Source organism: Acinetobacter sp. UBA3132 (assembly GCF_002364825.1).
Lineage (GTDB): Bacteria > Pseudomonadota > Gammaproteobacteria > Pseudomonadales > Moraxellaceae > Acinetobacter > Acinetobacter schindleri.
Window position 1 is genome coordinate 1 of the sequence record NZ_DEZM01000125.1, and the last position, 5,439, is coordinate 5,439.

2 protein-coding genes and 1 pseudogene are annotated in these 5,439 nt (G+C 43.7%); all 3 read left to right on the top strand.

Annotated elements, in window-relative coordinates; genetic code table 11:
• A pseudogene (locus tag B4033_RS06295) lies at positions 1–445 on the top strand (hypothetical protein); the annotation flags it as partial.
• Positions 446–492: 47 nt separating this feature from the next.
• Entirely contained in the window at positions 493–4,338 is a 3,846-nt protein-coding gene (gene tssM, locus B4033_RS06300; protein ID WP_286832731.1) for a type VI secretion system membrane subunit TssM, read from the top strand.
• A gap of 42 nt (positions 4,339–4,380) precedes the next feature.
• Complete coding sequence (gene tagF, locus B4033_RS06305) at positions 4,381–5,340, top strand: type VI secretion system-associated protein TagF (RefSeq protein WP_108619464.1); 960 nt, start codon at positions 4,381–4,383, stop codon at positions 5,338–5,340.
• Positions 5,341–5,439: the final 99 nt, after the last annotated feature.

Below are 5,439 nucleotides of genomic sequence, written 5' to 3' on the forward strand. Positions count from 1 at the left end.
ATATCTGCCGGGAGAATATGCCGCGAGTATATGCCTGTCTGCTCCACAGTTAAACATTGAAGATTTAATGGAAATTAAATCAATTAAAACCTTAAAGCATGTCAAAAATATTAGTGAATATTTACAGCAACAATGTCCAAATTTTGCTGAACAGTTGCAGCAGGAAGCCGCATTTGTACTGTTGCTGGATGATCCATTACAGATCAATACCTCTAAAAAAATTCAGCAGTATTTAGGTACAGCTGGGATAGAACTGCATCACGGCCTGTATTGCCATTCTTATCTGGGCAGTACAGTAGAGATGAAAGCGTTGTTTGGGATATTTTTGTGCATGCAAATGAATGATGATGTCATTACATTGGCCTATACGGTGCAGCATCCTCAGACATTTTTTGTCTGTCAACCTGTCAATATGGTTGAGGAACTAGAACAGAATGCGGCCTGAAAAATTTTAAAAACCTGAAAAATAATAAAGAAATATAAGAGATTACAGTGAATACATTATTTTATACGATCTTGGGATATGTCTGGCAGTATGTGACCAATCCAAAAGTGATGATGGCATTGTCATTTTTCGTGGTGATTATTTCCATGAAAAACACTGTATCGGACCGTGTGTTCTGGATGCTGGTGGCGGTTTATAGCCTGATCCTGGTAGTCTGGGGGATTTATACACTGATCCAGCATTATCGGCATGGCAAAAAAGGAGAGGAACTTTCCGAGGCTATTGCCAGTACAACCGAAACTGAACAGAACAAACATAAGAATAAAGAAGAACTGCAGTTGATCCAGCAGCAGATGAAGGAGTCAATTCAACTGATCCGCAAGTCCAGACTTAGAGATCGTAAGGGGAATACGGCACTGTATGAACTGCCTTGGTATATGGTGATTGGCAATCCTGCTGCTGGAAAAAGCTCGGCCATTTACCATTCCGGTTTACGTTTTCCATTTGAAGAACATCATCAACAGATGGTGTCTTCCGGCTTAAGCGGGACCCGTAACTGTGACTGGTTTTTCTCAACCGAAGGAGTCTTACTAGATACGGCAGGGCGTTATTCGGTCTATGCTGAGGACCATTCCGAATGGCTCGGTTTTCTGAATATTCTCAAGAAAAATCGTTCAAAGGCGCCCGTGAATGGTCTGATTGTCATTGTCAGTATTGCCGAGCTGGTCAGCCAGAGTCCGGAAAAATCCATTAAATTAGCCAAAAATCTGCGTGCCCGTATTCAGGATCTAACTGAACGTCTGGAAGTCTTTGCTCCCGTGTATCTGGTCTTTTCCAAAATGGACCTGATTGCCGGATTTACCGAATTTTTTGACTGTTATGATGCGCAGGAATTTGATCAGGTTTGGGGCGCAACTTTACCGTATACGGCAAATTCCAGCGAGCAGGCGCTGGAGCTGTTTGAGAAGCATTACAATATTTTATACGATGGTCTGAAAAGTGTCAGTACAACGCATTTGAGCCGTCGGCATTCACAGCCGATTTCTCCAAGTGTAATGACTTTTCCACTGGAATTTAAGAGCCTAAAACCGGTTTTAAAAACCTTTATTTCTACACTGTTCCAGGAAAATCCATACCAGTTTAAACCTATTTTCCGTGGTTTTTACTTTACCAGTGCCTTGCAGGATGGCGTAATTGAAAGCCCAATGACGGAACAGATCGCGGATGATTTTCATTTGATCCACAGTGATGACAGTGACATTGGTCTGCCGAAACAGTCAGTTTCCCAGAACCACGGTTATTTCCTGAAAGGCCTGTTTTCCAATGTGATCCTGAAAGACAAGCATCTGGTACGTCAGCATATTAACCCGACAAAAAAACGTCAGCGTTTTATGGCCTTTACCTGTGCAATTCTTGGGTTATCGATTGTCCTCAGTTTATGGTTATGGTCATATCGCAATAACCAGCAGCTCATTGCTGAAGTTCAGGCCGACCTAAACAAAGTGGTGCAGATACAGGCACAAGCCAACCGTTCACTGAGCCATCAGCTGGATGCCTTAATGATTTTACAGGAACATTTGCAGCAACTGGATCAGTTTGATCAGGACCGTCCACTGAAATACAGCTTTGGTTTATATCAGGGTAACCAGATTCGAGAAAAACTGGAAACTGAATACCTTAAGGGTATTGAACAGCTAGTGCTTCAGCCTACCCAGCAGCAGATTGCACAGTATCTGCAACGTGTTAAGGCAAATGAAGCGGTGCTAAAAGAAAATTATATTCAGGTGAAAATGAATCATGTGGCGCAAGGCCGCCAGATTGCTTCTGAACCTTCAGACCAGAATCCTCAGGATGCTTATAATGCCTTAAAAACCTATCTGATGCTGAGCAATCGCCAGTATATGGATTCCAGTCATTTAAGTGATCAGCTGACACGTTTCTGGCGCACATGGCTGGAACAAAACCGCGGTGAAATACCGCGGGGTGAAATGCTCCAGAAAGCCGAGCAGATCCTGGGCTATGCCATTACATTGTCAGGACGAAACAGTTTCCCTCAGTTGAATTCTGATGCAGTATTGGTGGATCAGACCCGTCAGATATTGACAGCGATTACCACCGGTATTTCTGCACGTGACCGTGTCTATAATGAAATCAAGAGTCGTGCGGCCGTGCGTTTCCCCGCAATGACAGTCAAACAGATTCTGGGTGAAACCAACCAGAATGCCATGTTGGGAAGCTATGCTTTGCCGGGAATTTATACCTATCCGGCATGGAAAGGTTATGTACAGGAAGCCATCGAGCAGGCAGCGAGCAGCACAACCGATAGTCGGGACTGGGTGCTGAATACCACGCAATCTGATGATCTCAGCTTTAGTGGTAGTCCTGAGCAGATCCGTCGTCAACTGACTGAGCTCTATAAGAAAGAATATATTGCAGAATGGCGTAAATTCCTGAACGCGATTCATTATGCCAAAGCAGGCGATTTCAATCAGCAGATCAAGCAGATGGATCTCTTGGGCGAACCGGAACATTCTCCAATCCGTATCTTGATCCAACGTGTGGCCCAAGAGACCAGCTGGGATAATCCGATGGTTCAGGCAGAACTGGCGGTGCCGCAAAAAGGCTTTATTGCCTGGTTTAAACATAAAGTGCTGAATCGTGATGAAGCGAAGCAAGTGCAACAGGCCAATAGCCCGTTACAGCATGGTGTGATTGCACGTGAGTTCCAGATGTTCTATCAGATGGTACGTCAGCGCGATGATCTGCAAAATCAATCGCTTCTAGATGGTTACATGCAGTCAATGGCAAAAATCCGCAGCCAGTTCAATGATCTAAAAAGCTCAGGTGATATTGGTCCTGCCAGTATGGCTCTGGTCAAACAGACAATTCATGAACAGAACTCCATTTTTAACACTAGCCAAAAATTTGTGGCAGAGAAAATGGCGGCAGGGACGACAGAGCTGGATCAGCAACTGTTACAAAAACTTTTGGTTGCACCATTAATCCAATCCTTTGAGGGGCTGCTGGTTCCTGCACAGGCTGAAATAAACAAGCTCTGGACCATGCAATCTTATCAGCCATTTAGCCAGAATCTGGCTCAGAAATATCCGTTTAGCAGTCAGGCAACCTTACAGGCCACTTCCAATGAAATTAACCAGATTTTTGGTGAAAGTGGCAGTATTGCACGCTTTGTGAAAGAACATCTGGATCCACTGGTGATCCGACGTGGCTATACTTTGACCTCCAAAACCTGGCAGGATCTGGGAATCAGTCTGAACCCGGCTTTTGTCGCAAATTTCCAGACTTATGTCGCACCTGCTCATGGGGTTGCCACAGGTGAACTGACTCAGGGGCAGGGTACAGCACCTGCTGTAAACCAGTCCAATTTCCAGTTCTATCCATTGGAAAATCCTCAGCTTTTAGCTTATACCTTTGATATCGATGGGCAACGCATGCTGTTTGAAAATGGCATACAGCAATGGGTGAACTTTGTCTGGCCAAATCCGGGTGCGATTCCAGGCACACGCATTACGCTAGTGGATCTGGAAGGGAAAACGCATACCATTTTTGATGAACCAGGCGAATATGGCATTAACCGCCTGATTGAAAGTGCACAACGTACCCAGAAAGGCAGCAACTTTGAGATGGTCTGGAAGAGCAAGGAAAATCCGGAACTTTGGGTAAAAGTGAACTTCCGTCTGGTCAGTGGACAGAATGCCAGTTCTATCGGCGGACAGCCAAACCATGCCAACCTGCAACTGGTGGATCAGGTCGTTTCCAATAAATCGGTACGTGTCGTGGCTGCGCAAAGTGTTCCTGTATCGGCACAGCAGAGTCTGGCTCAAACCAATCCGGCCACAGCATTGGCCAACACAGGAGTAGCTGCACCATGATGAAAATTCAATTGCAACTCCCGAAGCGGTGGAGGGATACGGATGTATGAGTTAAAAACCACACCATTTTATTATGGTAAATGTCCAGCACGTGGCGATTTTCTCAAGTCGCGTGGACAATCTAAGCTTATTCAATTGATTGATCAGTGGATTACGGAAGCATTAGAGGTTGCCATGCAGAAGGCAAATTTCAAGCAGACCTATGCGCAATTACCAGCGCTGGATTTCTTTATTGCCAATTCACAAGAAAAACTATTTTTGCTGGCCAATTTAATTGCCAGTGAAGACAGTTCAGGGCGGCAGTTTCCAATGATGCTCAGTCATCTGATTGAGCATGAACAGCCATTTGAAAATATCATGTATTCGCCATTACGCTATAAATCGGCTCTGGTTGAGCTTTATCAATGCAACCGGGTGATGCGTTCCATCAGTGATACTGATATTTTGCTAAATAAACTCAGCAAGCTGAGCAACAAGGTTATGGTGCACAGCCATGAAGAAGTGCAGGAATTTTATCAACATCATACGATTCATTCATTTGCAAAGCTGATGAATCTGAGTGCCTATCAGCTGGCACAGAGCTTGATTGGATTGGGATTATTGCTGCAACCGATTGTTCAGCAAGGTACTAGCCGCCTGAATAAAGTGCTGATTTTACCTATTCATAATATGATTTATTGCTATGAAATTGCAGCATTTTGGGTCAGCCTGATCAGCCAGTTTGTACAACATCATCATACAGAACTGTTGATTGGTATATTACATAAAGAACAGCCTATTTTATTATTTGGTTTTAAAGGTGCAGATATACAGGCTTTAAGTGATATTTTTACCGAAAACTTAGATAGTCAACACTGGGTATCCTTGATCCATGCAGCCTGGATTGACCCGTATCTAGAAAATAATGCAGGTTTGGCAGCCTTGGAACAGTCCTTAAGTGAGCGTCAGATGAGTCTGGCTCAAGGCATCAAGTTATTTAAACAAACATTTGTAGAAGCATAAAATGAAAATAAAAAACAAATACTTAAAATTAAAAAAAATATATAAAATCAATCTCTTAATCTCTTTTTTTTTGAGTTTTTCAGTGTGTGCGCAACCGAT

Bases quoted from the DNA above. Each gene is read 5' to 3' on its own strand.
- tagF (WP_108619464.1), top strand. From the start codon at position 4,381: ATGTATGAGTTAAAAACCACACCATTTTATTATGGTAAATGTCCAGCA.